The 24,794-nt window shown below is 63.6% G+C and carries 25 protein-coding genes; 16 read left to right on the top strand and 9 right to left on the bottom strand.

What is annotated here, in order from left to right; translation table 11 throughout:
- Positions 1-26 precede the first annotated feature (26 nt).
- Positions 27-1,199 carry a PQQ-dependent sugar dehydrogenase gene (locus ACFDTG_RS01710; protein WP_375289354.1) on the bottom strand — a complete coding sequence of 391 codons (1,173 nt, stop codon included), beginning with the start codon at positions 1,197-1,199 and terminating at the stop codon, positions 27-29.
- Between ACFDTG_RS01710 and ACFDTG_RS01705 the strand changes: the two genes are divergently transcribed.
- The 5 genes from ACFDTG_RS01705 (at position 1,198) to trxB (ending at position 5,927) form a co-directional block, all read left to right on the top strand.
- Positions 1,198-1,839, top strand: coding sequence for a ribonuclease HII (locus tag ACFDTG_RS01705; protein WP_375289353.1), 642 nt, complete (start codon positions 1,198-1,200; stop codon positions 1,837-1,839). The genes ACFDTG_RS01710 and ACFDTG_RS01705 overlap by 2 nt on opposite strands.
- A complete protein-coding gene (locus ACFDTG_RS01700) occupies positions 1,836-2,747 on the top strand; it encodes an oxidoreductase (protein WP_375289352.1) in 912 nt (303 codons plus the stop codon). Before ACFDTG_RS01705 ends, ACFDTG_RS01700 begins: the two co-directional genes overlap by 4 nt.
- Positions 2,748-2,976: 229 nt before the next feature.
- Positions 2,977-4,101 carry a site-specific DNA-methyltransferase gene (locus ACFDTG_RS01695; RefSeq protein WP_375289351.1) on the top strand — a complete coding sequence of 375 codons (1,125 nt, stop codon included), beginning with the start codon at positions 2,977-2,979 and terminating at the stop codon, positions 4,099-4,101.
- Positions 4,098-4,889, top strand: a complete 792-nt coding sequence (locus ACFDTG_RS01690; protein ID WP_375289350.1) for a tyrosine-protein phosphatase — start codon at positions 4,098-4,100, stop codon at positions 4,887-4,889. The genes ACFDTG_RS01695 and ACFDTG_RS01690 overlap by 4 nt, the downstream gene beginning before the upstream one ends.
- A gap of 60 nt (positions 4,890-4,949) precedes the next feature.
- Positions 4,950-5,927, top strand: a complete 978-nt coding sequence (gene trxB / locus ACFDTG_RS01685; protein WP_375289349.1) for a thioredoxin-disulfide reductase — start codon at positions 4,950-4,952, stop codon at positions 5,925-5,927.
- 10 nt (positions 5,928-5,937) lie between these two features.
- On the opposite strand, the gene ACFDTG_RS01680 is transcribed toward trxB, so the two are convergent.
- From ACFDTG_RS01680 to ACFDTG_RS01670, 3 genes are all read right to left on the bottom strand, one after another.
- Positions 5,938-6,378 carry an MAPEG family protein gene (locus tag ACFDTG_RS01680; protein ID WP_375289427.1) on the bottom strand — a complete coding sequence of 147 codons (441 nt, stop codon included), beginning with the start codon at positions 6,376-6,378 and terminating at the stop codon, positions 5,938-5,940.
- Between the two features lie 8 nt (positions 6,379-6,386).
- Positions 6,387-6,833, bottom strand: a complete 447-nt coding sequence (locus tag ACFDTG_RS01675) for an MAPEG family protein (RefSeq protein WP_375289348.1) — start codon at positions 6,831-6,833, stop codon at positions 6,387-6,389.
- 91 nt (positions 6,834-6,924) lie between these two features.
- On the bottom strand, positions 6,925-7,878 hold the full coding sequence (locus ACFDTG_RS01670) for a threonine/serine dehydratase (RefSeq protein ID WP_375289347.1): 954 nt from the start codon (positions 7,876-7,878) through the stop codon (positions 6,925-6,927).
- Between the two features lie 240 nt (positions 7,879-8,118).
- Between ACFDTG_RS01670 and ACFDTG_RS01665 the strand changes: the two genes are divergently transcribed.
- From ACFDTG_RS01665 to ACFDTG_RS01645, 5 genes are all read left to right on the top strand, one after another.
- Positions 8,119-9,330 (top strand): saccharopine dehydrogenase family protein, encoded by a 1,212-nt coding sequence (locus ACFDTG_RS01665; protein ID WP_375289346.1) that lies wholly within the window; start codon positions 8,119-8,121, stop codon positions 9,328-9,330.
- A gap of 31 nt (positions 9,331-9,361) precedes the next feature.
- Entirely contained in the window at positions 9,362-9,874 is a 513-nt protein-coding gene (locus ACFDTG_RS01660; RefSeq protein WP_375289345.1) for an O-acetyl-ADP-ribose deacetylase, read from the top strand.
- Positions 9,841-10,842, top strand: a complete 1,002-nt coding sequence (locus tag ACFDTG_RS01655) for a peptidyl-alpha-hydroxyglycine alpha-amidating lyase family protein (protein WP_375289344.1) — start codon at positions 9,841-9,843, stop codon at positions 10,840-10,842. Before ACFDTG_RS01660 ends, ACFDTG_RS01655 begins: the two co-directional genes overlap by 34 nt.
- Before the next feature lie 2 nt (positions 10,843-10,844).
- Complete coding sequence (locus ACFDTG_RS01650; protein ID WP_375289343.1) at positions 10,845-12,023, top strand: carboxynorspermidine decarboxylase; 1,179 nt, start codon at positions 10,845-10,847, stop codon at positions 12,021-12,023.
- Between the two features lie 244 nt (positions 12,024-12,267).
- Positions 12,268-13,470: a type III PLP-dependent enzyme gene (locus ACFDTG_RS01645; protein ID WP_375289342.1), complete on the top strand. Its 1,203-nt coding sequence runs from the start codon at positions 12,268-12,270 to the stop codon at positions 13,468-13,470.
- Positions 13,471-13,589: 119 nt separating this feature from the next.
- On the opposite strand, the gene ACFDTG_RS01640 is transcribed toward ACFDTG_RS01645, so the two are convergent.
- From ACFDTG_RS01640 to murI, 5 genes are all read right to left on the bottom strand, one after another.
- Positions 13,590-14,165, bottom strand: a complete 576-nt coding sequence (locus tag ACFDTG_RS01640; RefSeq protein ID WP_375289341.1) for an FxDxF family PEP-CTERM protein — start codon at positions 14,163-14,165, stop codon at positions 13,590-13,592.
- A 302-nt stretch (positions 14,166-14,467) separates the two neighbouring features.
- Positions 14,468-15,046, bottom strand: a complete 579-nt coding sequence (locus ACFDTG_RS01635) for an FxDxF family PEP-CTERM protein (RefSeq protein ID WP_375289340.1) — start codon at positions 15,044-15,046, stop codon at positions 14,468-14,470.
- A 660-nt stretch (positions 15,047-15,706) separates the two neighbouring features.
- On the bottom strand, positions 15,707-16,285 hold the full coding sequence (locus ACFDTG_RS01630) for an FxDxF family PEP-CTERM protein (protein ID WP_375289339.1): 579 nt from the start codon (positions 16,283-16,285) through the stop codon (positions 15,707-15,709).
- A 248-nt stretch (positions 16,286-16,533) separates the two neighbouring features.
- Positions 16,534-17,754: a 5-aminolevulinate synthase gene (gene hemA, locus ACFDTG_RS01625; RefSeq protein WP_375289338.1), complete on the bottom strand. Its 1,221-nt coding sequence runs from the start codon at positions 17,752-17,754 to the stop codon at positions 16,534-16,536.
- 126 nt (positions 17,755-17,880) lie between these two features.
- The gene (murI, locus tag ACFDTG_RS01620; RefSeq protein ID WP_375289337.1) at positions 17,881-18,651 is read right to left on the bottom strand and encodes a glutamate racemase; all 771 of its coding nucleotides are present in this window, start codon (positions 18,649-18,651) and stop codon (positions 17,881-17,883) included.
- A 162-nt stretch (positions 18,652-18,813) separates the two neighbouring features.
- Between murI and plsY the strand changes: the two genes are divergently transcribed.
- From plsY to ACFDTG_RS01590, 6 genes are all read left to right on the top strand, one after another.
- Positions 18,814-19,431 (top strand): glycerol-3-phosphate 1-O-acyltransferase PlsY, encoded by a 618-nt coding sequence (gene plsY, locus ACFDTG_RS01615; protein WP_375289336.1) that lies wholly within the window; start codon positions 18,814-18,816, stop codon positions 19,429-19,431.
- Positions 19,431-20,549 (top strand): DNA-processing protein DprA, encoded by a 1,119-nt coding sequence (dprA, locus tag ACFDTG_RS01610; protein WP_375289335.1) that lies wholly within the window; start codon positions 19,431-19,433, stop codon positions 20,547-20,549. The genes plsY and dprA overlap by 1 nt, the downstream gene beginning before the upstream one ends.
- 189 nt (positions 20,550-20,738) lie before the next feature.
- Entirely contained in the window at positions 20,739-21,512 is a 774-nt protein-coding gene (locus ACFDTG_RS01605) for a sulfite exporter TauE/SafE family protein (protein WP_375289334.1), read from the top strand.
- 78 nt (positions 21,513-21,590) lie between these two features.
- The gene (gene topA, locus ACFDTG_RS01600) at positions 21,591-24,161 is read left to right on the top strand and encodes a type I DNA topoisomerase (RefSeq protein ID WP_375289333.1); all 2,571 of its coding nucleotides are present in this window, start codon (positions 21,591-21,593) and stop codon (positions 24,159-24,161) included.
- Positions 24,161-24,535: a hypothetical protein gene (locus ACFDTG_RS01595; RefSeq protein ID WP_375289332.1), complete on the top strand. Its 375-nt coding sequence runs from the start codon at positions 24,161-24,163 to the stop codon at positions 24,533-24,535. The genes topA and ACFDTG_RS01595 overlap by 1 nt, the downstream gene beginning before the upstream one ends.
- On the top strand, positions 24,535-24,717 hold the full coding sequence (locus ACFDTG_RS01590; RefSeq protein ID WP_375289331.1) for a hypothetical protein: 183 nt from the start codon (positions 24,535-24,537) through the stop codon (positions 24,715-24,717). The genes ACFDTG_RS01595 and ACFDTG_RS01590 overlap by 1 nt, the downstream gene beginning before the upstream one ends.
- Positions 24,718-24,794 lie beyond the last annotated feature (77 nt).

Below are 24,794 nucleotides of genomic sequence, written 5' to 3'. Positions count from 1 at the left end.
CGCGCGATCCGGCCTGTCGATTGCGATTATTCGGGCGTGAGGCGCCAGAGACGAGCGCCCTCCTTGTCCTCCAGCAGCAGGATCGCGCCGTCCGGTGCTTCGACCACTTCGCGGATGCGCCGGTCCATGGGAGTACGGGCCACCTCGCGTGCGGAGGTTCCATCGAAGGCGACCCGCACCAGTGCCGTCGGCTTCATGGCTCCGATAATCGCCTGGCCCTTCAGCGCGGGAAACATATCGCCATTGTAGAACATGAAGTCCCCCGGTGCGATCACGGGGTTCCAGCTGATGGCCGGAGTGGCGAATTCGGGGCGCGTTGAATGGTTGGGGATGGGCTTGCCATCGTAATGATCGCCATTGGAGACGATGGGCCACCCGTAATTCTTCCCCTTTTCGATTAAATTGATCTCGTCACCCCCGGCGGGCCCGTGTTCGAGGTTCCAGAGCCGCCCCTGCGCATCGAAGGCGAGGCCCAAGGTGTTGCGATGGCCATAACTCCAGATATCCTGTGCCTTGCCGGCCTGTCCGGCAAAGGTGTTGCCGGGCGCAGGAGTCCCGTCGAGGTTCAGACGTACGATGGAGCCGAGATTGTTGGACGTATCCTGCGCAGGGTCCATCTTTTGCCGATCGCCGCTGGCGACGTACAGATATTTGCCATCTGGGCTGATCGCGAGACGGTGGGAATAATGGCCCCTGCCGCTCACCTTGGGCTGGCGCCAGATGACGTTGAGCCCTTCGATACGGCAGCTGTCCGCCCCATCGCAGACCAGCGTCCCGCGCCCGACGGCGGCGCCGCGCGTATCGCCAGGGCCCGCTTCGGCCCAGCTCAGGTAGATCGTGCGACGGCTGATCGTGCTGTTGGCCTCCGAAGGAAGAAAGACGATATCGCCCAGGCCGCCCTGGCCCCCGTAATCCACTTGCGGAGTGCCCGTCACCGTGCCCATGCGCTTCGTGGCCATGTCGAAGAACCGCAGCGTTCCGGCTTTCTCGGTCACGAACAGCGTGTTGGTGCCGGGCGCGAAGTCGGCAGCCCAGGGTTCATCGAAGCGGGCCAGTTCCTCCATCGCGAAGGACACGTCCCCGCCGTTGTCCGCGGTGCTCGTAGAGGGGGCGGGCGTCGATTGCGCGGTGTTTTCCCCCATGGTTCCCGATCCGCAGCTTGCGAGAGCGAGAGCAGGGAATAGGATGGCGGCGGTCATGGATGGTTTGATCATGCACGCTGGAACGCCCGAAACCGGGCTTGGTGCCGCGCCGATTATCGTCGGCGTGGACGAGGCCGGTCGCGGGCCGTTGGCCGGGCCCGTGGTCGCGGCCGCGGTGGTGCTGTGCAAGCCCTGCGTCGCGGGGCTGGACGATTCCAAGAAGCTGTCCGGGGAAAAGCGCGCCCTGCTGGAGCCGCGCATTCTGCGCCGCTGTGCCTGGGGCATCGGCGTCGTCGATGTCGAGGCCATCGACCGGATGAATATCTTTCAGGCAACCATGCTGGCGATGACATTGGCCGTTTCGCGGGTGGTTGCCACCCTCGATTGCGAGCCGGAGGCGGTGCTGGTGGATGGCAACCTGACGCCCCACGGTCGCACGCCGGATTGGCGCTGGCCGGCGCGGGCGATCGTGGGGGGCGATGCGAAGGAGAAATGCATCGGGGCCGCATCGATCCTCGCCAAGGAACACCGCGACCGCTTGATGCGCGGCTATCATGCGGCGCATCCGCATTACGGGTGGGACCGCAACATGGGCTACGGAACGCCCGCGCATCTTGAATCATTGCGTAGGTACGGGCCGAGCCCGCTGCACCGCCGCAGCTTCGCTCCGGTCGCGCAGCTGGAGATGTTCGCATGAGTTTCGGTTTTGCCGCCATTCCCGACCAGAGCGGTAAGACCGCCATCGTTACCGGGGCTAATACGGGCATCGGGCTGGAGATCGCCCGCGAACTGGCCCGCAAGGGTGCACGGGTGCTGCTCGCATGCCGGGACGGCGACAAGGCCGACGAGGCCCGGCACAGGATTTCGGACGGGCCGGAGCGTGTCGATGTGGATTATCTCCATCTCGATCTCGCCAATATCGCGTCGGTCCGCAACGCGGCGGAAACGGCGGCCAAGGAGCAGCGGATCGATCTGCTGATCAACAATGCCGGGATCATGATGCCGCCGCTATCGAACGGGACGGGTGGCGCCGAATCGCAATTTGCCGTCAATCACCTCGGGCACTTCGCCTTCACCGCGCTGATGCTGGACAAGCTGGCGGCGGATGGCGGGGGTAGGGTCGTCGTCCAGTCCAGCCTGGCCCACCGTGGCGGCCGGATCGACTTCGACAATCTGGATGGCGCCCAAGGCTATGCACGCCAGCGGTTCTACAATCAGAGCAAGCTGGCGAACCTGCTGTTTGCGATGGAGTTGGACCGGCGTCTGCGCGCTGCCAATTCGCCCGTCGCGGCGATTGCGTGCCATCCCGGGATCGCGCAGACCGAGTTGATGCGCCACCTCGGCCCGTTGAAGATCGCGGGGCATCTGGTCGGACTGCTGCTGAATGACGCCCGGCAGGGGGCGCTGCCTGCACTTCAGGCGGCGACCGATCCCGATGCGAACGGCGGGGATTACTATGGACCCTATGGGCTGGGCGAAGCATCCGGGAGCAAATCGGGAAGAGCCTTCGCGACGGCGCGCGCTCGGGACCCGGAGCTCGCACGCAAGCTGTGGGACAAGTCGATCGAACTGACGGGCGTCGACCCCGGCCTCGCCCCCGCCTGATCCGCGGTTCGGCCGCATTACCAAATCCCCACCCGTCTGAGTCTTCCGCGCCACACCCGCATGATTTGGGGTGCCGCATTCCGACGCGGGCTCAACATCTTGTCGGGGACTCTGTCTGTTCCACCTGAGGAACCGGCGATGCGATTCATGCAACCGCCGGGTTTCGTCTTGACTGTCCCGGCGCTTGGACTCACCCTGTGGATAAGTGTGACTGAAAACAGGGGATGGCATGGGGGTTATCGAAACCACCGAGGTGAGGACGCGCGTCCTCGAAACTGCGGTAGAATTGCCGCTGGGGCAGATCCTGCCCGGCGATTGCGTGGCCGCGATGCGCGCGCTGCCCGACAAGTCGGTCGACCTGGTCTTTGCCGATCCGCCCTACAACCTGCAGCTCGGCGGCGATCTCGCGCGGCCTGATGGCAGCGCGGTTGATGCCGTCACCGACGATTGGGACCGGTTCGCCAGTTTCGAGACCTACGACACGTTCACGAAGGCATGGCTGACCGAGGCGAAGCGCGTCCTCAAGCCAGACGGCGCGCTGTGGGTCATCGGCAGCTATCACAACATCTATCGCGTCGGCGCGATCCTTCAGGACCTCGGCTTCTGGATCCTCAACGACATCGTCTGGCGCAAATCGAACCCCATGCCCAACTTCAAGGGCACGCGCTTCACTAATGCGCACGAGACGCTGCTGTGGGCGAGCCAGGGAGAAAAGGCGCGCTACCACTTCAACTATCGCGCCATGAAGACGCTGAATGACGAGCTTCAGATGCGCAGCGACTGGGTGATCCCGATCTGCGGCGGGCAGGAGCGGCTGAAGGAGGGCGGGCACAAGGTCCACCCGACCCAGAAGCCGGAGGCGCTGCTCTATCGCGTGCTGCTCGCCACGACCGAGAGGGGCGATGTCGTGCTCGATCCCTTTTTCGGCACCGGCACCACCGGAGCGGTGGCGAAGCGGTTGGGCCGCGAATGGATCGGCTGCGAACGCGAAGGCGGCTATCGCGAGGCGGCTTACGCCCGGATCGAACGCGAGCTGCCGCTCGACGAAAGCGCGCTCGCCACGATGCAGGCGGGCCGTTCCGCGCCCAAGGTCGCCTTCGGTGCGCTGGTGGAGGCGGGGCTGATTCCACCGGGCACGCAGCTGTTCGACAAGAAGCGTCGCTGGACGGCCACCGTGCGCGCCGACGGATCGCTGTCGTACGAAAAACAAACCGGCAGCATCCATGCGCTGGGCAAGGCCTTGCAGGACGCGCCGAGTTGCAATGGCTGGACATTCTGGCATCGGGAAAGCGGCGAAAAGATCGAACCGATCGACGCCGTTCGGCAACTTTACCTGCTTAGCATCGAGGAATGACCGCTATCTCCGACGCCAGACCGTTTCTCGCCACCGAGGGTATTCACAATTTCCGCGACTATGGCGGATGGCGCACGGACGGGGGCGGGCAGGTCCGCCGCGGCCTGCTGTTTCGTTCCGGCCAGCATGTCGGCGCGACGGACGAGGACCTGGTTCTGATCGGCGCGCTCGACATACGCACCGTGATCGACCTGCGCGGCACCAGCGAGCGCGAACGCAACCCCTGCCGCAGGGTGGAAGGCTTTTCCGGCGAAGTGCTGTTCTACGATGGCGAGACCTCCTCCTCGCCCCCGCACATGGATGTGGACGAAAGCGTCACCACGGCGGAATATGCGCGCGAGCGGATGATGGCGGTCTATACGCGCATGCCTGACAACCCGGCGATGCAGGACATGTTCGCGCGCTATCTCGGGATCCTGGCCGAACGGGACGGCGCCAGCCTGGTGCATTGCTTTGCCGGCAAGGACCGCACCGGGATCGCCGCCACGCTGCTTCTGCATATCCTTGGGGTCAGCCCGCAGGACCAGATGGCGGAATTCCTGCGCACCAACAGCGCGCCCACGCTGGCGGTGCTGCGCGACCAGTCTGTCCCCGGCATCGAGCAGCGGCTGGGCCGCAAGCTGGACGAGAGCGCGATCCGCGCCCTGCTGGAAGTTCACGAGGACTACCTGACCCGCTTCCACCAAACCGTGCGAGAGGGCCATGGTTCGCTCGATGCCTGGCTGGAGGACCGGATAGGTGTGGACGACACCCTGCGGCAGAGGTTGCGGGACCGGCTGGTGGCGTGACATTGGGCGGGCGGCGTCCCATATCGGCGCCGTTTCAGTTTCCCAGCAGGATCGCCCGACATGGCCACGCATCGTACCAAGCTTCTGATCATCGGTTCCGGCCCGGCCGGCTATTCCGCCGCCATCTACGGGGCGCGCGCCATGATGGAGCCGATCCTGGTGCAGGGCCTTCAACCCGGCGGGCAGCTGACCATCACCACCGATGTCGAGAACTATCCCGGCTTTCGCGACGTGATTCAGGGCCCCTGGCTGATGGAAGAAATGAAGGCCCAGGCAGAGCATGTCGGCACGCGGATGATGTGGGACACCATCGTCGAGGTCGAGCTGGACAAGGGCCCGCCGTTCCGGGCGATCGGCGACAGCGGCGACGAATATGTCGCCGATGCGCTGGTGATCGCTACCGGCGCGCAGGCCAAGTGGCTGGGCGTGCCGGGGGAGATGGAGCTGGGCGGCAAGGGCGTGAGCGCCTGCGCCACCTGCGACGGGTTCTTCTATCGCGGCAAGAAGGTGGCGGTGATCGGCGGCGGCAACACGGCGGTGGAAGAAGCGCTGTACCTTACCAACCATGCCGAACACGTCACCCTGATCCATCGCCGGGACGAGTTGCGGGCAGAGCGTATCCTGCAGGACCGGCTGTTCAAGCATCCCAAGATCTCGGTAAAGTGGAATCACGTGGTGGAACGCTTCGCCGGCGATCCGCTGGCTGGGGGGCTGACCCATCTGGTCCTGCGCAATATGGAGATTGGCGCGGACGAGGATTTCGCGGTGGACGGCGCCTTCGTCGCCATCGGCCATGCCCCCGCGACCGAGCTTTTCCAAGGCAAGCTGGAACTGGACGATGGTGGTTACGTCGTGGTCGAACCCGGCACGCCGCGCACCGCGATCCCCGGCGTGTTCGCCTGCGGCGACGTGATGGACCAGGTCTATCGCCAGGCGGTGACCGCAGCGGGCACGGGATGCATGGCCGCGCTCGACGCGGAACGCTACATCGCCGGGCTGGAAGTGGAACTGGACGGGCACGCCGAAGCGGCGGAGTAACGCCCGCCGCTCAGTGCCAGGCGAAAACCGCCATCGCCGCGTGCAGGATCAAGGCGAACAGCGCCAACGTCGATAGCGCGAACAGGGCGAAGCGAACGAGTACCCGGTTGACCGTGGCTTGCACCAGCGAGTGTGCGATCCTGAGGCCGACATATATCCATGCGATGACGGCATTCGCCCCGTCACCCTGTCCAACGACCGCCAGCACCAGCGCTACCGCGTAAAAAAGAGTGGGCGCTTCGTGTAAGTGATTGTAATTGTGCGCGATCCACTGGACCCGTTCGGGCAGGATGTCGTCGAGCTGGCGACCCGTGCCGCCGACCTTCGTCGTCGGGTCGACATCGTTTGAGCTGCGCATCGCCGGCAGCCGCGTGGCATACATCCACACCCACATCACCATCGTCCAGGCGAGCAGGACGATGACGGGTTTCAGGATCTCCATCCCCGTCATCGGGGCCATCACAGGGTGGTCAGATCCGCGAACAGGGTCAGTGCCACGGCGCGGTAGGCGAGATAGATCAACGCGACGGTGGAGAGCAAGAACAGCAGGAAGCGCACCGACACCACGTTGACCGTCGCCTGCCAGATCGAATGGACGATACGCACCACCACATAGATCCAGGCCGCAACCATGTCGCCTGCCGCAGCGCCGAGCAGGGCGATGATCAGGCTGACGGCATAGAATAGCGTGGGCTGTTCCATCAGATGGGCGTAATTATGCGCCTTCCAGTTCACGCGATCGTCCAGGACCCCTTCCAGATCCTGCCCACGTCCGCCGGGCTTGGCCTTGCCCAGTCCCCCGCCGGCCTTGCTCATCGCCGGAAGGCGCGTCCCCGCCATCCAGATCAGCATTATCAGCGACCACGCCACCAGCACGGCGGCGGGTGCGAGCATTTGTGCCTGCATGAAATTCTCTCCCCTGGTTCGGCCCCCGGAAGCGATGCTGCGCCGGGGTATTTGCATTGTCAATCGCAACGCAGTTTGACGGCGGTGATCCTTACAGATCGGTGATGGTCTTGGCGAAGCTTTCCGCGTCGGTGTTACCGCCCGTCAGCATGATGACGGTGGAAGCGTCGATTGCCACCTTGCCCGCCAGCGCCGCCGCCAACGCCGCGGCGCCCCCCGGTTCGACCACCAGATTGAGCGCGGAAAAGGCGAAGCGCTGCGCGGCGCGGATCTTTTCGTCCGACACGGCGAGGCAGGGGCCAGCCCGGTCCTTCAGAACGGCGAGATTGATCGGCTTGGTCGCGTCGGGGCGCAGCGCATCGCAAATGGTGGCGGGTGCATCGGCTGCCACGCGCACGATCTCGCCGCTGCGCACCGCCTGCCCCACCATGTCCCAACCTTCGGGCTCGACCGGCACGATCGCCGCGTCGGGGCAGGCGAGGGCAAGCCCCGCCGCGAGCCCTCCGCCCCCGCAGCAAACGAGAATGCGGCTGGGCTGCGCGCCGAGCTGTTCGGTGATCTCGATCCCCGCGCTGCCTTGCCCCTCGATCACCCAAGGGTCGCCGAAAGCGTGAACCAGCGTACCGCCGCGTTCCTCGAGCACGCGCGCCGCGACTTCATCGCGGTCCTCGCCGGGGCGCTCGTAGAGCACGATTTCTGCACCCAGCGCACGGGTTGCCTCCAGCTTCACCTTCGGCGCATCGCGCGGCATCACGATGACGGCGGGAATGCCCAGCCGCCGCGCCGCCCAGGCGACGCCTTGCGCGTGATTGCCGCTGGATACCGCGACCACGCCGCGCGCCCGTTCATTTTCGGGCAGATTGGACAGGCGCCACCAGCCTCCGCGAATCTTGAAGGCCCCCACCGGTTGCAGCGTTTCCGCTTTCGCCCAGCAACGAACGCCGCCGATTTCGACCGGCAAAAGCGGTGTCGGCGGCAGAATCTGCGCGATGGAGGCGGCGGCGGCGTGCACGCCGGCTTCGCTGGGCATGGTCGATTCGCTCATGCCCGCGACCGCTCAAGTTGACACCGGGTTGACGCAATTGACGCAATGCTGGGACTCGAAACCCAGGCCGCGGTGAGGAAGCAATCGGACCGCGCGGCGGGCAGTGAATGAGGGCAAGGCACAGGCATGGCCGAAGCCTAGGCAAATCGCATGCATGTAGGAAAGCCAAATCGGCGGGACCGACTTGCCCACGCCAAGCATTCACCTATGTGGGCGCCATTGAATTCCATGGGAGCAAACATGTCGACAGTCCTTGTCATCGGCGCGGGCGGCGTCAGCAGCGTATGCGTTCACAAGATGGCCATGAATGCGGAGATCTTCTCCGACATCCATCTCGCCAGCCGCACGAAAACCAAATGCGACAACATCGCCGCATCCGTGAAGGATCGCACCGGGCAGGAGGTGAAAACCTACGAGATCGACGCCGAGGAAGTGCCGGCGATGGTCAACCTGATCCGCAAGATCCAGCCCAGCCTCGTCGTCAATCTGGCGCTTCCTTATCAGGATCTGCCGATCATGGACGCGTGTCTGGAAGCGGGCGTGAACTATCTCGACACCGCGAATTACGAGCCCAAGGACGAGGCGAAGTTCGAATACAAGTGGCAGTGGGCGTACCACGACCGGTTCAAGGAGGCCGGGCTGATGGCGCTGCTGGGCTCCGGCTTCGATCCGGGCGTGACCAGCGTCTTCACCATGTGGCTGAAGAAGCACAAGCTGAAGACCATTCGCCAGCTCGATATCCTGGACTGCAACGGCGGCGACCACGGCCAGCATTTCGCCACCAATTTCAATCCGGAAATCAACATCCGCGAAGTGACCGCCCCCGCGCGCCACTGGGAAAACGGCGAGTTCGTGGAAACGCCCGCCATGGGCAAGAAGGTCGAATTCGACTTCGAAGCCGTGGGCAAGAAAAACATGTACATGATGTATCACGAGGAGCTGGAGAGCCTCGCCAAATTCGTGCCCGAGCTGGAGCGCGCGCGCTTCTGGATGACCTTCGGCGATGCCTATATCACGCACCTCACCGTGCTGCAGAACGTGGGCATGACGCGGATCGACCCCGTGAAATATCAGGGCAGGGAGATCATCCCCCTGCAATTCCTCGCCGCCGTGCTTCCCAAGCCCGAAACGCTGGGCGAAACCACCAAGGGCAACACCAACATCGGGGTGATCGCCACGGGCGAAGCGCTTGACGGATCGGGTGAGAAGACCTTCTACATCAACAACATCTGCAGCCACGAGGCGGCTTATGAGGAGACCGGCAACCAGGCGGTGTCCTATACCACCGGCGTCCCCGCGATGATCGGCAGCGCGATGATGGTAACCGGCAAATGGACAGGCGATGGCGTCTTCAACATGGAAGAGCTGGATCCCGATCCCTTCATGGACATGCTGAACACCCAGGGCCTGCCGTGGAAGGTGGAGGAGCTGTCCGGCCCGGTCGACTTTTGATGCGGTGGGCACTCGCTCTCCGTCACTCGCCATGACCGCCGTGCTCGAAACCCACCGTGGCGACATCACGAAGCTGGATGTCGATGCCATCGTCAACGCCGCCAATTCCTCGCTGCTGGGCGGGGGCGGGGTCGATGGCGCGATACACCGCGCGGCGGGCATGGAGCTGGTCCGCGAATGCCGCCTGCTGGGCGGGTGCAAGACCGGCGAGGCCAAGGTGACGAAGGGCTATGACCTGCCCGCGAGCCACATCATCCATACGGTCGGCCCGGTGTGGCGCGGTGGCGACAACGGGGAGCCGGACCTGCTGGCCGCCTGTTATCGCAATTCGCTGGCGCGTGCGCGGGAGATCGGAGCGCGGACCGTGGCGTTCCCCGCGATCTCGACCGGGATTTACGGCTATCCGCCCGACCAGGCCGCGCGGATCGCGGTCGATACGGTCCGCAACCAACTGGATGAGCATCCGGACGCTTTCGACCGCATCGTTCTGGTCTGCTTCGGCGATGAGGCATGCCGCGCGATAGAGGCGGCGCTGACGGCGTGACGCGCGCACTGGCATGCCTGGCCGCGATACTGATCGCGGGGTGTTCCGAGGAGCCTGTCGTGCAGCCGATGCCGCGCGCCTTCGTCGATACATCCTGGCCGCAGCGAGTGGAGGGCGTGGCGATGGGGCAGGTAACCGCGGTCGATGTCGATGAGCAGAACCGCGTCTTCGTGCTGCAACGGGGGGACCGGGCCTGGGCCGAGCCCTTCCCGACCGAACCGATCGCTCAGGATACCGTGCTGGTTTTCGACGGGCAAAGCGGCGCGCTGCTCGATCGCTGGGGCGCCGGGCAATTCGTAATGCCGCATGGCCTTTCGGTGGATGAAGAGGGCAAGGTATGGATCACCGATGCCGCCCGCGAGCAGGTCTATCGCTATTCGCCCGACGGCAAGCTGGAACTTACGCTGGGCACGCGCGGCGTTACCGGCGACGATGCCAGCCATTTCGGCCGCCCGACCGATGTGCTCGTCTATGGCGACCGCGTCTTGGTTGCCGATGGCTACCGTAACGGGCGCGTGGCGATCTTCGACAGGAATGGCAGCTTTATCGGCCAATTCGGCAGCGAGGGCAGCGGCAAGGGGCAGTTCGCCGTGCCGCATTCCATCGCGCTGAACGGGCAGGCGATACTGGTCGCCGACCGCGAGAACGCACGCGTGGAGGTGTTCGATCTGGACGGCGGCTTCGTGAAGGCGGTCCCGATGCCCGATGGCGGCCGCCCCTATGCGGTCAAGCGCGTGGGCGGGGGAATGCTGGCGACGCTGGAGGGGCGCGACGGGCAGGACCGCGAAGGCGCGGTCCTGCGCATATGGAGCAAGGACTGGAAACTCGACCGCACACTCGACGCCAGCCCCATGTCCGGGCCCAGCCGCGGCCACGATTTCGCGGTGGGGCCGGGCGGTGCGATATATATGGCCGATGTCGAGGCGGGGCGGGTGGCCAAGATCGATTTGAGTATGGAAGGTCCCTGACAATGGAAACGAGAGCCGGCGATCCCGGAGCCTTCGCGCGCTTCGACCTGGGGCGCGTGGACAGCCCCGCCTTCGTGGTGGACGCGGCCAGGCTGCGCGCCAATTGCCAGATACTGGCGGAGATCCGCGACGAGGCGGAGATCAAGGTGTTGTCTGCGCTGAAGGCGTTCAGCATGTGGTCGGTGGCGCCGATTATCGGTGAATATCTCGATGGGGTGTGCACCAGCGGATTGTGGGAAGCGCGGTTGGCCAGCGAGTTCTACGACGGCGAGATCGCCACCTACTGCGCCGCCTACAAGCCGGACGAGCTGGCGGAGGTCTGCCGCCTGTCGGACCACGTGATCTTCAATTCGCCGGCCCAGCTGGAACGCTATGCCCCGCTGATGGAGATCGCGCGCGGTTCCGGCCATGATTTCGACGTCGGCCTGCGGATCAACCCGCAAGTGCCGACGGGCGAGGTGCCGCGCTACGACCCCTCCAGCCCCGGAAGCCGGCTGGGTTTTCCCATCGACCAGCTGACGCCCGAAATCATGGAGGGGGTCGACGGCATTCACTTCCACAATCTGTGCGAGCAGGATTTCGAGCCGCTGCAACAAACCTGGGACAAGGTATTCGACGCGATCGAGCCATGGTTCGGCCAGCTCAAATGGATCAACATGGGCGGCGGACATCACATCACCCGCGCCGATTACCAGCGCGAGGAGCTGATCGAATTCCTGCGGGATGCGAAAGAGGATACGGGGGCCGAGATCTACCTCGAGCCCGGAGAAGCCGTGGCGCTGGATGCCGGCATTCTGGTGGGGACGGTGCTCGACACCGGATACAACGGCATGCCCGTCGCGATCACGGACGTGTCGGCTACCTGCCACATGCCCGACGTGATCGAGGCGCCCTATCGCCCCGCGATGCTGGGCGAGGAAGAGGCCGGGCGGGGTGATGCCGTGCGCCTTGGGGGCCCGTCGTGCCTCGCGGGCGACGTGATCGGCGATTATCGCCTGCCCGTGCCCTGCGAGCCGGGGGCGCGCTTCGCCTTTCTGGATCAGGCGCATTATTCGATGGTCAAGACAAACACCTTCAACGGCGTTCCGCTGCCCTCGATCTGGCTGTGGGACAGCGAGACCGATGCGCTGGATCAGGTGAGGAGCTTCGAATACGAGGATTTCCGTTCACGCTTGAGCTGAACCGGGCTGGGCGTGCGACGCGAATCGCGGGAGTTCGGTTAAAGCCTATCGGCCCGGAACAGAGGTCGTGTGGCGAGCGTTTTGGCTAGAGAATCGGGCGTTTTCGGGCGCGCCCAAACTTTCACTTGCGATTAAGCATGCCGGCCCTATATGCGCGCTTCCGCTGCCCGGCCCCGACCATCGGGGGACTTCCAAACCGCACGGCAGCAGTTGTGAAAAACGAACCGTTCGGAGGTCCCTTGAATTGTCCAGCTATCCCGACGCCCGGTCTGTAGTTCGCGCCCTCGCGCCTGACGAACCGATCCTGGTCAATCGCCCGCACGCTGCGGCGCGCGCGGCGCGTTTCTTCGTCGAGCGGTTTCCGGGCAAGTCGCTATATGCGGTAAAGGCCAACCCCTCGCCGGATCTGATCGAGGTGCTGTGGGCCAATGGCATCACGCATTACGACGTCGCCTCCATTGCCGAGGTCAGGCTGGTCCGCGCCGCGCTGCCTCAGGCCGTGCTGTGCTTCATGCACCCGGTGAAAGCGCCGGGCGCAATCCGCGAAGCCTATTTCGATCATGGCGTGCGGACCTTCAGCCTCGATTCGGTCGAAGAGCTGGAAAAGATCGTCGCCGCCACGCGCGACGAAGATGGCGAACCTGCGAAGGACCTGCGTCTGTGCGTCAGGCTGCGCGTGTCCAGCGAATATTCCGAGCTCAGCCTTGCCAGCAAGTTCGGCTGCGACCTGACGGAGGCCCCGGGCCTGCTGCAGGCATGCCGCCAATATGCCGACTGGCTGGGCATCTGCTTCCACGTCGGCAGCCAGGCGATGACGCCTTTCGCGTACGTGCAGGCGCTGGAGCGTGCCCGCGTCGCCATTGGCGAGGCCAGCGTGGTGATCGACATGATCGACGTGGGTGGTGGCTTTCCCAGCGTCTATCCCGGCATGGAGCCGCCGCCGCTCGAGGATTACTTCGCGATCATCCACCGGCAGTTCGAAGCGCTGCCGATCGCCTACAACGCGGAACTGTGGTGCGAGCCGGGCAGGGCGCTTTCTGCGGAATACAGCTCGTTGATCGTGAAGGTGGAGAAGCGCCGCGGGCAGGAACTCTACATCAATGACGGGGCCTACGGCGCCCTGTTCGATGCCGCTCATGTCGGCTGGAAGTTCCCGGTCCGCGCCCTGGAAGACGATCTCATCAAGTCGCTGGAGGATTTCGCCTTCTACGGGCCGACCTGCGATGATGCAGATTACATGGAAGGGCCCTTCGCGCTTCCATCGGACATTCAGGCGGGCGATTTCATCGAGATCGGAATGATCGGCGCCTATGGCGCGGCGATGAAGACGGATTTCAACGGTTTCGGTTCGTCACCACGGGTCATTGCCGAGGATGAACCGATGGCGAGCCTTTACGATGGCAGCCGCGTGGTGGAACGCCGGGACAACGTCGTCAGCCTCCGCTGATCTGCCGTCGCGGATCGCTCCGACCCTGACTTCGTACCAAGCAAGACACAAAAAAAGGGGCGGCCTGGGCCGCCCCGTATAAAAGGTCCGGCCGGGTTTCCCCGGCCGGATCAAAGCGTTCAAGCGAACTTGATACGTCCGCGCGCGGCGGTGTTCGACCGGGCCTGACGGCGCATCACGCCGCCGATGGCTCCGAAGCCGAGAATGAACAGGCCCCAGGTGGCAGGTTCAGGAACGGCTCCGCCAACCGAGAAGCTGACATTACCGCCGAGCCCGCCGACACCGTCGACCGTCGCAGGCGAGAAGGTGCCGTTGAGCGTGAAGGTGTTACGGCCCGCAGCGATTGGCTTGAGGAACAGCTGCGCCACATCGATCGTGCCGTTGGTGATGGTGAAAGGGGTGGTCCCGTTCAGCAGGCCATCGGTGAAGGTCAGGTTGGACGCTGCATCGGAAAGGATGGTGATGCCCGCGATCGAAACGGTGCCGGCCACGGGAACGTCGAAGAAGAATTCGGTGGTGAAGTCACCTTCCCCGCCAATGGTGGCGCCGAAGATACCGCTGTAGGTGGAACCATCGGCAGATGCGGTCAGATCAACTTCCGGACCTTCGTCGTAAGTAACAGTGGTGGCGGCCTGCGCGGCGCCTGCGGTGCAGAGCGCAGCAGCGATAAAGCTGGAAGCAAAAAATGTCTTCATTGGTAGTCCCTTCCAAAACCCCGAAGGAAACCCTGTTCACAAGCTTCGACGAAGAAGTCTGAAAACAGAATGCGACCCAGGGATTCGATAAACGTAAAGCCCGCCGTTGCGGGCCATGCGGAAATTGTTTTTTTGGGCCGGCTTCCCACCTGCCTTCCACCCACATTATGAATGAATGTTAGGTTTGTTCCGGCACCTTTATCGTAAATTTACCATGTCCCTGTTTGGGACGCTTATCCTGAGGCAGACACGCGAACGGGGGGCCCTAAAGCCCCCCGCAGCGTGATATTTCAGCGATGAAATCAGGAGAAGCTGATCGCCGCGCGCAGCTTGCTATGGCGGGTTGTCTGCCGGCGCATAGCGCCACCGATCAGCCCGAAACCAAGTATGAAGAGCGCCCAGGTGGTCGGCTCGGGAACGGCGCCCGATTGTGCGAAACTGATGTTACCGCCGAAGCCGCCTTTTCCAGTCGTGCCAGTAGCCTTGAGCTGCCCGTTGAGGGTGAAACTGTGAGTCCCGGCGCCGATTGCCTGCAACGCCACATTGGCGATGTCGATGAAACCGTTCGAGATGCTGAAGGGAATGGTGTTGTCGAGGAGGCCGCTCGTAAAATCGATATCGCTCGAAGGACCGGACAGGATCGAGATCCCGGCAATGGAAACCACGCCGGCGGTCGGTACCGAGAAACTAAAGGTGCTGCTGAAATCGCCGCTGCCTGCGACCTCGGCCGCGAACGAGCCGACCAGCGTCTGGCCGCTCGGTGAAGCGGAGAGCGCGACGGTCGAGCCGCCCGGATAGGACACTGTCGTTGCCGCGTGGGCTGGGGCAGCGAGGGCGGTTGCGGCGCCCGCGAGTGCGATGGCTGTAAGAGTAAGCTTCATTGTCGTTTCCTTCCAAAAACGAAGAGCTTACCGCCCGCGGAGTGCGCGAAAGGCGCAAGACCACGGGCGGCAATCCCGATTGATTGCCGTCGACAGCCGCTCCCACGCAGCGACCCACCGAGCTGGTTGATGTTCTTTTCTGCGGAACCTCCCGGCTCCACCGAAGATATGTTTGGCGCGTTAGCCAGTTCCCAAGTTTTATTCGCAAAGCGCAAAAAAAATGCTGCATTCGCGAATGTGTCTCACATCGACACGATGTACCCGGGTTGTTCCGATTTCATGTGTCCGATGACGGGATCTAGGCGATTTGGCGGGCCCCCTAAGTGTGGGGAGGATCAAGCTGAAAAATTTGGTGGCCGAAGATGGTTCCGGAAATGGCACGCCTCAAGATACGGGAGTTCCAAAATGGGACTGGAGGTTGCCGGACGAGTCGCATTTAGGTCGAGAAGGCCCCGCCAATCCCTAAAGGCTAATGCAGCGTTCTCGTGCGTGGGCAGGTGAGGATGTGAATACGGCAGATGAGCGGGCACTTATCATCGTGACCAGCGCCTTTGTTAAAAGTCCGACACCTTCGCTGACGGAAGGGATGGGGAATAACCGACGACAACAAAAAAGGGGGGCCGAAGCCCCCCTTTCCCGCATTTCAAATCGACTTCGCTATTACGCGAAGCGGATCGCAGCCTTGGCAGTGCGCACCTGGCTGCTACGGCGGCGCAGAGCTGCGCCGATCGTGCCGAAGCCGAGGATGAACAGGGCCCAGGTGGTCGGCTCAGGCACGGCAGCGATGGTCACGTTGCCACCGAAAGAACCGTTACCCATGCCGCTCGGCGGGTTGAGCTGGCCAGTCAACACGAGCTCGTTGGTTGCACCGAAAGTGACTGGGGCACCGAACACCACTGCTGTGTCGACCGGGCCGTTCTGCACGGTGCCAGTTACGCCGTTCAGCGTCACGCCAGTGAAGTTGATGTTCGACTGGTTACCAAGAGCGATGCTGATCGCCGAACCCGCAGCCGAACCCGTGGTGGGCGAGCCGAAGGTGAAGGTAGCCGTGAAGTTAGGACCAGCTTGTGCACCCGTGCCGGTTACGACACTGGCTTCGAAACCACCGGAGAAGTTACCCCCGGGGCCAGCAATAAGACCGATTGTCGAACCAGACGTGTAAATGACGGTGGCGGCGGATGCCGGAACCGCAGTGAGAGCAACCGCAGCTGCGGTCGCGAAAGCAACTTTCTTGAACATAGAAGACCCTTCCTCAATCATTCACAATCGAGACTCACATACGACCTTTAGCGTGGAGCAAGTCCCATGGCTCCATGCGGCTTTGCGAGTCGTATAGCGAATTTTTAGGATTTTGAAAGAACAAACAATATCGCAACTGCGAGAAAACGCGCTTCAAAAACAACCTGTGCCAGCATGGGACGGTTGGAGTTTACGGCACGTATTTGCGCTCGCATCGGGCTCCCAACCGATCGATCAGGCGGCGTCGATCAGGCCGCAGCGCGCGAAGTGATCTCCAGCCGGTCCCATATTTCGGCCATCGCCCTGGCGAGATCGACCATCATGTCTTCCGTATGCGCAGGCCCGGGGGTGAAGCGTAGTCGCTCCGTACCCCTTGGAACCGTTGGAAAATTGATGGGCTGAACATAGACGCCGTACTCGGCCAGCAGGATATCGCTGATACGCTTCGCCCGCACGGGATCACCCACCATCACGGGCACGATATGGGTCGTGCTGTCCATCACCGGCAGACCGTGTTCGGCAAGGATCGTCTTGAGGCGCTGGGCAGCGTGCTGCTGGCCCTCGCGTTCCTCACTCGATGACTTGAGATGCCGCACCGCAGCAAGGACGCCTGCCGCCAGCACCGGGCTTAAGGATGTTGTGAATATGAAGCCGGGCGCATAGCTGCGAATGCAGTCGATGATCCGCGTGTCGGCAGCGATATAGCCACCCATCACGCCGAATGCCTTGCCCAGCGTCCCTTCGATGATGTCGATACGGTGCGCCGCTTCGTCCCGTTCGGAGATCCCGCCGCCCCGCGCGCCGTACATGCCGACGGCATGGACTTCATCGATATAGGTGAGGGCGTTGTACTTTTCCGCCAGGTCGCAGATCGCGTGGATCGGGGCGACATCGCCATCCATCGAATAAACGCTTTCAAAAGCGATCAGCTTGGCGCGGGACGGATCCTCGGCAGCCAGCAGCTCTTCCAGATGGCCCACGTCGTTGTGGCGGAAGACGCGCTTCTCGCACCCGGCATTACGGATGCCCGCAATCATGCTGGCATGGTTGAGCTCATCGGAAAAGATCACGCAGCCGGGGAGCAGCTTGGCGAGCGTCGAAAGCGTGGCGTCGTTGGAAACGTAGCCGCTGGTGAACAGCAGCGCACCTTCCTTGCCGTGCAGATCGGCAAGCTCGCGCTCCAGTTCGACATGGTAATGCGTGTTGCCGCCAATGTTGCGCGTGCCGCCGCTTCCGGCGCCGACATCGTGCAGCGCCTCTTCCATGGCGGCGATGACCTTGGGATGCTGACCCATGGCGAGGTAATCGTTGGAACACCATACCGTGACCGGCTTGGGCCCGTTGTGCCCCGCAAAGCAGCGCGCATTGGGGAACGCGCCCTTGTTGCGCAGAATATCGATGAAGACGCGGTAACGCCCTTCTTCATGCAAGCGGTCGATAGCCTGGTCGAAGATATGATCGTAATTCATGCGGGCCTCTAGCCTCGTAACCATGAGCGCCGGATCGTCCCCTCCCGGCCGCTCGGGGAGGAGGCTCCCTTAAGGGGAAACAGTTGGAGAAACCATAACGATCTTTGCGAATCGTTCGCAGAACGCTCAGAAGATTTCCAGCTCTTCCAGACCATACTGCCCCAACACGGGCGACAACCGCTCGAAATCTACGAGATCGCCTGTGGTCACGGCACGGTCAGGGCTGGGACGCGCGAACGGCTGACCCTTGGTGAGATGCGCGATGCGGCGGGCAATGCCCGCTGCGCCATCGACGAAGGCGGTCCTGCCCCCGAACGCGGCGCTCAGTTCAAGTTCCAGCAAAGGGAAATGCGTGCAGGCGAGTACCAGCGTGTCGAGATCCTTCGCCTGCGGATGGCGCAGCAAGCCGTCCAGTTCGGCGGCGAGGGCATCGGGGGCGACGATCTCGCCGCGCAGTTTCGCTTCGGCCAGGGTCACCAGTCCGTTGGCGCCATGACGGATCAATGTCTTGCCCGCGGCAAATTCCGACGCCAGCCGGTCCACATACCCCTGGCGCACGGTCGCTTCCGTGCCGAGCAGCCCGATGACGCCCGTTTTGGTGATAGCCGCCGCGGGTTTGATGGCCGGTACCGTGCCGACGATCGGCACTTCCAGCACGTCGCGAACCATGGCGAGGGCGATCGTGCTGGCGGTGTTGCAGGCGATGCATATCAGGCGCGGATGCCAGCGTTCCGCCATCCGGCCCAGGAGCCCGCAGACCCGCGCAGCGACCTCCGCCTCGGTCTTGGTGCCATAGGGAAGTCCGGCGATATCGGCCGCATAGATCACGGGGGCGTCGGGCAACGCCTTGCGCACTTCGGCCAGAACGGTGAGCCCGCCCACACCGGAATCGAACATGAGAATAGGGGAATGCGCCTGCAAAATTCGATCCCCGGAGGCTTGGCTGGCCCGAAGCGAAGCTGAGCATTGCCCAACCCCTGGTTTTTCGTCACATGCAGCGCCTAGGATAAGCGCCGGTCTTCGACAAGATCGGGGCGAACGACGTGGGCGATAGCGCTAATGACAACGCTTCTTGCATTCTTTGCGGCCTATCTGCTTGGCTCGATCCCCTTCGGCCTTTTGCTGACGCGGGCGGCCGGGCTCGGCGATGTGCGGCAGATCGGCAGCGGCAACATCGGCGCGACCAACGTCCTGCGCACCGGCAACAAGAAAATCGCGGCGCTCACGCTGCTGCTCGACCTTCTGAAAGGCTTCCTGGCTGTGGCGCTGGTGAAGCAGTTCTTCCCGAGCAACGATCCGCAACTGCTGTTCGATCAGGCCGGCCCCGTTCCTGCTGCCGCGTTGGGCGCGGTACTGGGGCACTGCTTCCCGGTGTGGTTGGGCTTCAAGGGGGGCAAGGGCGTGGCGACCAATGCGGGGGTCAGCTTCGGGCTCGGCTGGCCCATCGGTCTGGCTTATGCGCTGGTTTGGCTGGGTGTGCTTGCCGTGTCGCGCATCAGTTCTCTGGCAGGGATGTGCGCCGTGATCGCCGCCGCGCTGGCCGCTGCCGTTTTCGGCTTTCCGCAGTTCGTGCCGGTTCTGGTAGTGATCGCGGCGATCGTACTGTGGCTGCATCGCGAGAACATCGGGCGGCTTTCTCGGGGTGAGGAGCCCCGCGTGGGCGGCAAGAAAGGCTGATGCACGCGCCAGCCGCCGCGCTGAGCCAGGAAGAGGCTTTCGCGCGCATACGCCTCTTGCGATCGCCCCACATCGGACCTGTCAGCTACACCCAGCTGCTGGCCCGCTTCGGCGACGCCGTTGCCGCATTGGAGGGGCTTCCCGATCTGGCGCGCAAGGGCGGACGACAATACAGCGCCGCCCCGAAAGAGCGAATCGAGCGCGAGGTGGAGGCGGTTCGCAAGGCGGGTGCCCGCTATTTGTTTCACGACCAGCCGACCTATCCCCCGCTGCTGGCCGAACTCGATACCGCGCCGCCGATCCTGGTGGTGCGCGGCGATGCGGCGCTCGCGGCAAACCCCTCCGTGGCGATCGTGGGCGCGCGCAATGCCAGTGCGGCGGCGGTCAAGCTGGCGCGCGAATTCGCCGGGGCGCTGGCGGAAGCCGGCTTCGTCATCGTTTCGGGCCTGGCGCGTGGCATAGACGGGGCGGCGCACGAAGGCGCGCTGGGGCCCGGCAAGGCCGGGACCGTCGGCGTGATCGCGAGCGGAATCGATATCGCTTATCCGCCGCAGCATGCCGCGTTGCAGGAGCGGATCGCCAGCGAAGGCCTGCTGATCGCGGAACAGCCGCCCGGCACCGAACCGCGCGGCAGCCATTTCCCCAGCCGCAACCGCATCATCGCCGGGCTGTGCGGCGGCACGCTGGTGGTGGAGGCCGCGGTGAAATCCGGTAGCCTCATCACCGCGCGACTTGCGGGCGAGGCGGGGCGCGAGGTGATGGCCATTCCCGGCAGCCCGCTGGAGGCACGCAGCCATGGCTGCAACCACCTCATCCGCGAAGGCGCCGTACTGGTGCAGGATCCCGCCGACGTGATCGAATTGCTGTCGAACTTCGACGGCACGCCGCGTTCGACCTTCCGCGAGCCGGCGATCAGCTTCGATTACGCACCAGAAGAGCTGGCCGAAGCGGAGCCTGCCGACATCGCCAGTCTCCTGACGACCGCACCGGTGGCGGTGGATGAGATCATTCGCCAATCCGGCGCTGCGGCCGCGGCCGTCCAGCTGGCTCTGCTGGAGCTGGAGATAGCCGGGCGGCTGGAACGGCACGCGGGGGGAAGGGTGAGCTTGCGTGGGTGAATAACCAACCGGCCTCCCACCTTAAAACGCGTCCGAACTTCTCATGAGAGAAAAGAAGTGAATTGGTTCAACCGCCGAGCTTTCCGCGTGAGGTAAGCGATTCCCACTTCCGTGCGCTGAAGAACCCGTTATTTGCAGTGACACGACCGGCCGAAAAATCCGGGCGCAGCTTCTTTGCGAGTGTGTGTCATGGAAATTTTCGGGTTCGATCTCAGCGCCATTCTGCCTTTCATCCTGGTCGGCTTCGCCGCTCAGATCGTCGATGGCGCGCTGGGAATGGCGTTCGGAGTGATTTCGCAGACTATGCTGGTCAGCCTACTGGGCATGCCGCCCGCCGCCGCATCGGCCAGCACGCACATGGTAGAGGTCTTCACGACCGGGGCCTCGGGCGCGAGCCATATCTGGCAGAAGAACGTGGACTGGGGCTTGTTCAAGCGGCTGGTGCCCTTTGGCGTCGCGGGCGGCGTGATCGGTGCCTATCTGCTCAGCAGCATCGATGCCAGCGTCGCCCGGCCTTTCGTGATGATGTATCTGACGGGCGTTGGCATCTATCTGTTTGTAAAAGCTTTCCGTCTTAATCACCACACGTTCGAGGATCCGAAGACCACACGGCCGCTGGCCCTTGCCGGCGGCTTCCTGGACGCGGCAGGCGGGGGCGGCTGGGGGCCGGTAGTCACATCGAACCTGCTTATACAGGGCGGCGATCCTGCCAAGACGGTGGGGACGGTCAACACGTCCGAATTCCTGCTTGCGCTGTCGGTGTCGATCGCTTTCATCCTGACCATGGGCTTCGAGGCGTTCGGCCTTGCCACGGTGGGAATGATTATCGGCGGAGTCGTGGCCGCACCTTTCGGTGCGATCATCGTGAAGCGCATCAGCCCGCGTACATTGCTGCTTGCGGTCTCGGTCGTGCTGATCGCGACGAGCATGTTCGCAATATGGAAAGCATGGCCGATCTTCTAAAATGGCGCTTGACGCTGGGTGAGGAGGGGCACCACCTTCGCGTACACGTACACGCGTAAGGAACGCCCCGGAAAAATCATGCAGCTTGTTATCGTAGAATCCCCGGCCAAGGCCAAGACCATCGAAAAATACCTCGGCAAGGACTTCAAGGTCCTCGCCTCCTACGGCCATGTCCGAGACCTGCCGCCAAAGGACGGCAGCGTCCGCCCGGACGAAGGCTTCGCGATGGACTGGGAGCTTTATCGCGACAAGCAGAGCCGCTTCAAGGACATCGCCGACAACGCCAAGAAGGCCGACCGCCTGATCCTGGCGACCGACCCCGATCGCGAGGGGGAGGCGATCAGTTGGCACGTCCGCGAACTGCTTGCCAAGCGCAAGGCGCTACCCAAAGAGGTGGAGCGCGTCACCTTCAACGCCATTACCAAGCAGGCAGTGACCGAGGCGATGAAGGCCCCGCGCGAGCTCGATCAGCCGCTGATCGACGCTTACCTCGCCCGCCGCGCGCTCGATTATCTCTATGGCTTCACGCTCAGCCCGGTGCTGTGGCGGCGCCTGCCCGGGGCCAAGAGCGCAGGGCGCGTGCAATCGGTGGCGCTGCGCCTGATCGTCGACCGCGAGCGCGAGATCGAGGCTTTCCGGGCTCAGGAATACTGGTCGGTCGCGGCGCAGATGGCGCATGACGGGACCGACTTTACCGCCCGGCTTGTTCGCTTCGACGGCAAGAAGCTCGACAAGCTGACCCTGGGCGACGAGGGAAGCGCCATGGCCGCCAAAGCCGCTGTGGACGGCGCGCGCTTCACGGTCGAGGAGGTCGAGACCAAGCCGCTGAAGCGCAACCCGGCCCCGCCGTTCACCACGTCCACCCTGCAGCAGGAAGCCGCCCGAAAGCTGGGCTTTTCCGCCAGCCACACCATGCGCCTGGCGCAAACGCTCTACGAGGCGGGCGCCATCACCTATATGCGTACCGACGGTGTGCAGATGGACATGGGCGCGATCCACGCCGCGCGTGACGCCATCGGCGATCGGTTCAGCCCCGATTATGTGCCAGAGAAGCCGCGCTTCTATTCGTCCAAGGCCAAGAACGCGCAGGAAGCGCACGAGGCGATCCGCCCAACCGATTTCAAGCGCGACCGCGTGGGATCGGGCGACGAGGCGAAGCTCTACGATCTGATCTTCAAGCGCGCGATGGCGAGCCAGATGGCGACTGCGCTGCTCGAACGCACCACCGTCACCATGCGCGATCCCACGGGCCAGCACGAATTGCGTGCCACCGGACAGGTGGTGAAATTCTCAGGGTTCCTGGCGGTTTATCAGGAAGGGTTCGACGATTCGGAAGAGGACGAGGACGGTCTGCTGCCGTTGATGCGCAAGGGCGATGCCCCAGCGAAGAAGAGCGTGGATGCCACGCAGCACTTCACCCAGCCGCCGCCGCGTTTTTCCGAAGCTTCGCTGGTCAAGCGTTTGGAGGAACTGGGCATCGGCCGGCCGTCCACCTATGCGGCCACGATCCAGACCCTGCGCGACCGCGCCTATGTCCGCATGGAATCAAAGCGCTTCTTCCCCGAGGAAAGCGGCAGGCTTCTGACCGCATTTCTCGAGCGGTTCTTCGAGCGCTACGTCGCCTATGAATTCACGGCGGGGATGGAAGACGAGCTCGACACGGTTTCCGACGGGCGCGAGGACTGGAAGAAGCTGCTCGAGAGTTTCTGGCGCGATTTCAAGCCCAAGACCGAAGAGGTGATGGAGAAGAAGCCTTCGGAAGTCACCGAGGTGCTCGACGAGTTCCTGTCCGACTTCCTCTTTCCCGAGCGGGCGGACGGCCACGAGCCCCGCTGGTGCCCGCAGTGCGATGCCGAAGGACGCGATGGCGGGCGGCTGGCGCTGCGGGGCGGCAAATACGGCGCCTTCGTCGCCTGCGCCAACTATCCCGAATGCAAATATACCCGCCAGTTCGCGCAACCGGGCGGCAGCGGGGAGGGCGCAGAGGAAGACGCGGTGCTGGGCGAGGATCCCGAAACCGGCCTGCCCGTTGAACGCAAGACGGGCCGTTTCGGCCCCTATGTGCAGTTGGGAGAGGGGAAGGAAGCCAAGCGCGCGAGCATCCCCAAGGATCTGGACGATTTCGACCTCGAATGGGCGCTGAAGCTGCTCAGCCTGCCCCGCATCGTCGGCACGCATCCCGAAACGGGCAAGGAAATCGAGGCCGCCATTGGCCGCTATGGGCCCTATCTTCGCCACGACGGCAAATACGGCAAGCTGTCGTCGACGCAGGAGGTCTTCGAGGTTGGCATGAACCGCGCGGTCGACATTCTGGCGCAAGCCGCCAACCGCGGCGGTGGGCGCGCCAAGGCCGAACCGATCAAGACGCTGGGCGAACATCCCACCAGCGGCGGCGAGATGAAGGTGATGCCGGGCCGATATGGCCCCTATGTCACCGATGGCACCACCAACGCGACCATTCCCAAGGACGTGAAACCGGAGGACCTGAGCGAAGCGCAGGCGATCGAGCTGATCGACGCGCGCGCCGCCAAGGGGCCGGCAAAGAAGAAGCGCAAGGCGCCCGCCAAGAAGAAGGCCCCGGCGAAGAAGGCTTCGGCAAAAAAGCCTGCCGCAAAGAAGGCTCCGGCCAAAAAGGAGGCCAAGGCGTAATGACCTGCAAGCTCACTTCGCGCGGTGCTCTGATGGCCCTGTCGCTAGTCGGCTCGACGATGTCGGCCTCTGCATTGTCCGCTCAGGACACCGCGCTTCAGGAGGATCTGAAATGCTTTGGCGCGGTTTCGCAGCTCGTCATGAGCGACGATGCCGAGACGAAATCCATGGGGATGATGGGGTCCGTATTCTTTGCAGGAAAGATCTTTGGTGCGAACCCCGACATCGATCTGAGCGCGGCGTTGCTTTCGGTTGCTCAATCGCTTGATCCCGAAGAAATGCCGCAGCTGTTCGAGCGGTGCGGGGCGGAGCTGACCAGACGCGGCAAACAGATGGAGGACGCCGGGGATTACATCATGAAGAAGGTCGATTGATGGCCAAGGAACGCTTCGAACGGCACAAGCAGCTGTGGAACGGGGAAGAGGCTGGGCAGCTCCGCACGCTGGCAGGCAAGGGCAAAGGTCTGAAGGAAATCGCCAGGGCGCTCAACCGGAGCGAGGAATCGACCAAGGACTTCGCCAAGAAGAACAATATCACCATCGCCAAGAAGCGTTGACGGTCCGTTTTCCGTGCGTGCTGACCCTTATCGGGCAGTCCCGCGTTAGGGTTTGATGCCGCAATTGCGAGATCTGA

Origin of the sequence: Qipengyuania sp. (genome assembly GCF_042095715.1) — a bacterium.
GTDB lineage: Bacteria > Pseudomonadota > Alphaproteobacteria > Sphingomonadales > Sphingomonadaceae > Qipengyuania.
The sequence above is the reverse complement of the archived record's forward strand: the minus strand, read 5'-3'. Positions and strand labels throughout refer to the sequence as shown.

Bases quoted from the DNA above. Each gene is read 5' to 3' on its own strand.
- ACFDTG_RS01705 (WP_375289353.1), top strand. From the start codon at position 1,198: ATGGATGGTTTGATCATGCACGCTGGAACGCCCGAAACCGGGCTTGGT.
- ACFDTG_RS01710 (WP_375289354.1), bottom strand. From the start codon at position 1,199: ATGACCGCCGCCATCCTATTCCCTGCTCTCGCTCTCGCAAGCTGCGGA.
- ACFDTG_RS01700 (WP_375289352.1), top strand. From the start codon at position 1,836: ATGAGTTTCGGTTTTGCCGCCATTCCCGACCAGAGCGGTAAGACCGCC.
- ACFDTG_RS01695 (WP_375289351.1), top strand. From the start codon at position 2,977: ATGGGGGTTATCGAAACCACCGAGGTGAGGACGCGCGTCCTCGAAACT.
- ACFDTG_RS01690 (WP_375289350.1), top strand. From the start codon at position 4,098: ATGACCGCTATCTCCGACGCCAGACCGTTTCTCGCCACCGAGGGTATT.
- trxB (WP_375289349.1), top strand. From the start codon at position 4,950: ATGGCCACGCATCGTACCAAGCTTCTGATCATCGGTTCCGGCCCGGCC.
- ACFDTG_RS01680 (WP_375289427.1), bottom strand. From the start codon at position 6,378: ATGACGGGGATGGAGATCCTGAAACCCGTCATCGTCCTGCTCGCCTGG.
- ACFDTG_RS01675 (WP_375289348.1), bottom strand. From the start codon at position 6,833: ATGCAGGCACAAATGCTCGCACCCGCCGCCGTGCTGGTGGCGTGGTCG.
- ACFDTG_RS01670 (WP_375289347.1), bottom strand. From the start codon at position 7,878: ATGAGCGAATCGACCATGCCCAGCGAAGCCGGCGTGCACGCCGCCGCC.
- ACFDTG_RS01665 (WP_375289346.1), top strand. From the start codon at position 8,119: ATGTCGACAGTCCTTGTCATCGGCGCGGGCGGCGTCAGCAGCGTATGC.
- ACFDTG_RS01660 (WP_375289345.1), top strand. From the start codon at position 9,362: ATGACCGCCGTGCTCGAAACCCACCGTGGCGACATCACGAAGCTGGAT.
- ACFDTG_RS01655 (WP_375289344.1), top strand. From the start codon at position 9,841: ATGCCGCGCGATAGAGGCGGCGCTGACGGCGTGACGCGCGCACTGGCA.
- ACFDTG_RS01650 (WP_375289343.1), top strand. From the start codon at position 10,845: ATGGAAACGAGAGCCGGCGATCCCGGAGCCTTCGCGCGCTTCGACCTG.
- ACFDTG_RS01640 (WP_375289341.1), bottom strand. From the start codon at position 14,165: ATGAAGACATTTTTTGCTTCCAGCTTTATCGCTGCTGCGCTCTGCACC.
- ACFDTG_RS01635 (WP_375289340.1), bottom strand. From the start codon at position 15,046: ATGAAGCTTACTCTTACAGCCATCGCACTCGCGGGCGCCGCAACCGCC.
- ACFDTG_RS01630 (WP_375289339.1), bottom strand. From the start codon at position 16,285: ATGTTCAAGAAAGTTGCTTTCGCGACCGCAGCTGCGGTTGCTCTCACT.
- hemA (WP_375289338.1), bottom strand. From the start codon at position 17,754: ATGAATTACGATCATATCTTCGACCAGGCTATCGACCGCTTGCATGAA.
- murI (WP_375289337.1), bottom strand. From the start codon at position 18,651: ATGTTCGATTCCGGTGTGGGCGGGCTCACCGTTCTGGCCGAAGTGCGC.
- plsY (WP_375289336.1), top strand. From the start codon at position 18,814: ATGACAACGCTTCTTGCATTCTTTGCGGCCTATCTGCTTGGCTCGATC.
- dprA (WP_375289335.1), top strand. From the start codon at position 19,431: ATGCACGCGCCAGCCGCCGCGCTGAGCCAGGAAGAGGCTTTCGCGCGC.
- ACFDTG_RS01605 (WP_375289334.1), top strand. From the start codon at position 20,739: ATGGAAATTTTCGGGTTCGATCTCAGCGCCATTCTGCCTTTCATCCTG.
- topA (WP_375289333.1), top strand. From the start codon at position 21,591: ATGCAGCTTGTTATCGTAGAATCCCCGGCCAAGGCCAAGACCATCGAA.
- ACFDTG_RS01595 (WP_375289332.1), top strand. From the start codon at position 24,161: ATGACCTGCAAGCTCACTTCGCGCGGTGCTCTGATGGCCCTGTCGCTA.
- ACFDTG_RS01590 (WP_375289331.1), top strand. From the start codon at position 24,535: ATGGCCAAGGAACGCTTCGAACGGCACAAGCAGCTGTGGAACGGGGAA.